At 45.0% G+C, this 4,420-nt stretch carries 4 protein-coding genes and 1 pseudogene; 1 reads left to right on the top strand and 4 read right to left on the bottom strand.

All coding sequences use genetic code 11. The features are described from left to right. A pseudogene (locus PX482_RS00390) lies at window positions 1–446 on the bottom strand (GTPase); the annotation flags it as partial. Between the two features lie 100 nt (window positions 447–546). Here PX482_RS00390 and PX482_RS00395 point away from each other — a divergent pair. Then, complete coding sequence (locus PX482_RS00395) at window positions 547–684, top strand: hypothetical protein (protein WP_002733871.1); 138 nt, start codon at window positions 547–549, stop codon at window positions 682–684. Here the strand turns inward: PX482_RS00395 and PX482_RS00400 are convergent. From PX482_RS00400 to cpcD/petH, 3 genes are all read right to left on the bottom strand, one after another. Continuing rightward, window positions 681–1,556 carry a 3'(2'),5'-bisphosphate nucleotidase CysQ family protein gene (locus tag PX482_RS00400; RefSeq protein ID WP_288055646.1) on the bottom strand — a complete coding sequence of 292 codons (876 nt, stop codon included), beginning with the start codon at window positions 1,554–1,556 and terminating at the stop codon, window positions 681–683. The genes PX482_RS00395 and PX482_RS00400 overlap by 4 nt on opposite strands. Window positions 1,557–1,748: 192 nt before the next feature. Next, window positions 1,749–2,591: a ChaN family lipoprotein gene (locus PX482_RS00405; protein ID WP_287732909.1), complete on the bottom strand. Its 843-nt coding sequence runs from the start codon at window positions 2,589–2,591 to the stop codon at window positions 1,749–1,751. Window positions 2,592–2,798: 207 nt separating this feature from the next. Beyond that, the gene (gene cpcD/petH / locus PX482_RS00410; protein WP_288121943.1) at window positions 2,799–3,998 is read right to left on the bottom strand and encodes a bifunctional rod-capping linker CpcD/ferredoxin--NADP reductase PetH; all 1,200 of its coding nucleotides are present in this window, start codon (window positions 3,996–3,998) and stop codon (window positions 2,799–2,801) included. Window positions 3,999–4,420 lie beyond the last annotated feature (422 nt).

The raw sequence follows: 4,420 nt of genomic DNA on the forward strand, positions 1-4,420 counted from the left end.
GTTCCCCGAATTAAACCGTAGGCCTGGGGAATGTAAATATTTAATAAGGGGTACTTGACATCGGGGTAATATATATGGGCGATGGCACTGACCAAATCCTGACAGCGTTGCCAAAAAGTCGCCCAATCTTCCCAAACCGGGCGATCATTGCGGGCTTCGACGATAATCCTCTCGATAATTTCCTCGACATTGCCCCCGGAATCACCGTCGGGAGAGGTTAATTCTGCCTTAATTTCGCCAATGGTGGCTTCAATTTCCCCGACTACTGGGCGCGTCCATTTGACCAACAGGAAGCGCCAAGCGACAAAAATCAGGGTAAAAACTGCCCAAATCCAATTTAAACCCCATTGATGGATCTGAAAGCCGGCGGCCACGATCAGAAAGATGACCACGGCGGCGATCGGAACTGCTAAAATCAATCCTTGCCAAGTTTTTAACCGTAACATTGCTCGATCTGGTTTTTTTCCATTCTACCGATCTCTGATTCTCGGTTAGGGGGCAGTCCTGATGCCAAAGTTGGCACCGCCAAGCCTGAAAATATTCTGATTGACGAATTGGCGTTATTTCAGCTTCTATTTTCCAGTCAGTCCCGATGAAAAAATTTTCACCCCCACAGATGAAAGAGGTTTCCTTCCCTACACCCCACACCCCACACCCTACACCCTCTTTCAAGTCAGAAATTAGACAGTGGCATCAATTTGGGCGAGGATTGCTGTGGACAACTGACAAAGTTGTTGATGACAAGGACCATTACTAGCCATGATCCCCCCCCATTGCCGCACATCGCCGCGATTATAGCGCACGGGTTGACCGTCAAAATAGGAAAATTTGCCGCCTGCTTCCGTTAAAATCAACTCTGGAGCGGCAAAATCCCAGTCTTTAGCCGCCGATTTCCCCGATAGGGAGATATAAACATCGGATTTTTGTTCGAGGATAGTGGCAATTTTACAGCCCACACTACCCACATAATTTTTACCGAAGAAGGGTATTTGACTTAATAAATTATCAAAACGTTGGTCGCGATGGGTACGACTAACCACCAGATAGAGATCGGTAATTTTATCTTTATTGGCAACTTTTACCTGTGTAATATTTCCGTCGCTAGTTTCTAGAAAAGTGCCTTTTCCTTTTTGGGCAAAATAGAGTTTTCCTTGATCCGGCAGGGCAACCACGGCGATGATCGGTCTTCCTTGATAACATAAGGCGATATGTAGGGCATATTCTCCCGTTTTGTCGATAAAATCGCGGGTTCCGTCCAAAGGATCGATAATCCATACCCAATCTTTCGGGATAGCTTCATTACCCTGATGGGTTTCCTCGCTCAGATAACCAAAGTCGATATCAGAAAAATTTGTTTGTAATTCCCCTAAAATATAGTTATTTGCCGCTAAATCCGCCGCCGTCACTGGTCCGCCTTTTTTCTTCTTGTTGACGGCTAAATCCTGTTCACCCCGGTGGTAGGATTGGAGAATTTTAGCACCACCCCAACCGACGGCACGAGTCACAGCTAAAATGCGATCGAGTGTTTCGGTATCTTGACAGGTTAAATTAATCATAAAATAGCCTCAGTTTTTCAGACTTATTATACTAAATCCGTTGAGTATAGGCTACTCATAGAGGAGAGGCAAAAGGCAAAAGGCAAAAGGCAAAAGGGGAAATAAATAATCAGTTTTTCAGACCTATTATCTACTAAATTGAAAGACTGGCATCTTAGCTTATCATCTCTTGCTTCCTAACTCCTGACTGGCTTAATGTTGCTCTTGCCAAAAATAATCGGCGGGTTTTTTGGTTTCTGCTGGTGATGATTGAGGAGCGTCTCCCAAGAAAACCGAACGCTGGATGACGCGATCGCCTAATCTTCTTTGGACTCGACTGGGAATACCGTAACCGTAGGCAATATGACCTTTTCCTGCTAGGACGATGATCTGATAGTCGGGATGAGCTTGCCAGAATTTAGCGATCGCATCGGCCATGGTTTCATCCCAGAGGACCTGTGCCAGAAAAAAGCGATCGAATCCCTGACTTTTGCCCCCCGTGTGTTGCTGATAAACGGCTAGGATCTGTTGACGGTACTCCTCGTTATCCTGGTTTATTTCGCTTTTAGGGGGAATGTAGGTCATTTCTGAGGTGGAGAGGCTTTCTAAGCCCTCCCGTGCCACTTTTCTAGTGATTTCCGTGGGTGTATTTAGGGCGATCGCTGGTAGTTTTTTTGCCTTGGCCAAGCGCAGGATCGGGGCGTAAAATTCCCAATCAAATCCCCAACGTTGGTCGTATTCACTTTTTTCTCTCAACTGATTTTCGCTAATTTTGCCGGCTAAATACTGATCCAAATAGATTTGGTAAGGACGTTGAAACATCTCGAAAGCGATCGCTATTTGGGGATTATTAGCCTGTAAATACTCGATAATAGCTAATTGGGCCTGATGATCGGCTTGGCTATCGTGCCTTTCCCCCAGATAAATAATCTCGGCTGTTTTTAAATCTGCCAGAATTTGTTTTTGGCTATTAGTAAAACTCCAGGCCCGGGGCAGCAAAATAAACAGTAAGCAGAGGGCAAGGAAAACAGGAAAAAAGCGTCGAGAGAATTTCATCTTTTTATACTAAATCCGTTGAGTATAGGCTACTTGTGAGGACAGGCAAAAGGTAAGAGGCACTCATGCAAAAGAGGGAATAGATAATCAGTTTTTAATAACTAGATTTAGTATTAAAAGCCTTTTAAGAAACTGATCTTAACCGAAGCCAAGACAAAAAGGGTGAGCAATGCCCACCCGAAAAAATTTTCAGAGAACCTTTCTGGTTTAGTAGGTTTCTACGTGCCAGCGATGTTCTTTTTTCAGTTGTTTCTGATAGACAGACCAATCAGCACCATTTTTAGCGGCGGCACCACTGATAGCATCGTCGATACCATCTTCCATCCCTTTCAGTCCGCACATATAAGCGTGGGTTTTGGGACTTTGGAGTAGATTCCAGATTTCGTCAGCGTGTTCGGCTACCCGGTGTTGAATATACATTCTACCGCCCTGGGGATTTTGCTGTTCCCGGCTGATGGCATAGGTGAGACGGAAGTTATCGGGGAATTCCGCCGCTATTTTCTCTAATTCTTCTTGGTAGAGAATATTGGCCGTTTTGGGAACTCCGAAAATCAACCAAGCTAGACCTTTGAATTTATAATCTTCGTGTTGTTCCTTGAACATCCGCCAGAGGAAAGCTCGGAAAGGAGCGATTCCGGTCCCAGTGGCCATCATAATGATAGTGGCATCTTCATCACCCGGTAGCAGCATTTCCTTACCCACCGGACCAGTAATAGCCACATCGTCCCCCACCTCTACATTACAGAGATGGGTGGAACAAACTCCATAAACGGTTTCCTTGGTTTCTGGATGTTGGTATTCCAACTGACGCACGCAGAGGGATACGGTTTTATCGTCTAATTTATCACCATGACGGGTGGAGGCGATCGAATAGAGTCTCAATTTATGAGGTTTGCCATTAGCATCGGTACCCGGGGGGATAATACCGATACTTTGCCCTTCTAAATAGCGTAAATCGCCCCCAGAAAGGTCAAAGGTGACGTGTTGTACGATGCCGATACCCCCCTCATCAACGAGAGGATAATTCTCGATACATTTGCCGATAAAGGGTTGATTCGGACGGTAGATGTTGACGGGGATATCTGTTTTTTCTTTCGCTTGAGTCATGGCCTTTTTCTTGGTCTGTTCGGTGACGGGCGATGATTGAGCGATTGGCTGTGGTGTGGAGGCACTAGAAACAGTTGCTACGGGGGCAATCCCATTTAAGGGTTTGATGCTGACGATACGACCACCTAAACGGGTAATCCGACGCATTTCTTGATTCATGCGACTGTAGGGAACCGTGAAAAACACGCTTCCACTCTGACGGATTGAATAATCCAAGCTGTCAGTATTGTCGTTTTGATTGAGACCCGCCACTTCGTAAACAAATAAACGGTTTCCCGCTAGTGTACTCGGACTGTACATTAAATATAACTCCCAACTCAAGTCACGATAATCGTTCCATAGTTTAGCCTACCATCGGTACACTACACCTAGGCCTAATTGAGAGTTATCTTAAAAAAACCACAGACATCGCTTTTATCTTTCCCTTAAGGATAGGTCAACTCTCTGGTTAAAATCTGTTACATTTGCAGCATTTTTACTTTTTATTAAGATTTCTGCTACTTTTCCCTATTTATGCTAAAAATCCCCCTGGTTTGCCTGATCAGGACAAGAGCGGGGGACAGATATTAGCGATAATTATTTTTTGACATCCTCGCCGCCCTAAAAGTGCGGCGATTCCTAAACCTCACGATTTAAGTTTCTGCTTCCACCACCGTCGCATACCACAGTTAAAAAACCATGTACTGTCTTACACAGAGTCCACAGACTTTCGCCCCATTTCA

It is taken from the genome of Microcystis sp. M53602_WE12 (assembly GCF_030065455.1).
GTDB lineage: Bacteria > Cyanobacteriota > Cyanobacteriia > Cyanobacteriales > Microcystaceae > Microcystis > Microcystis aeruginosa.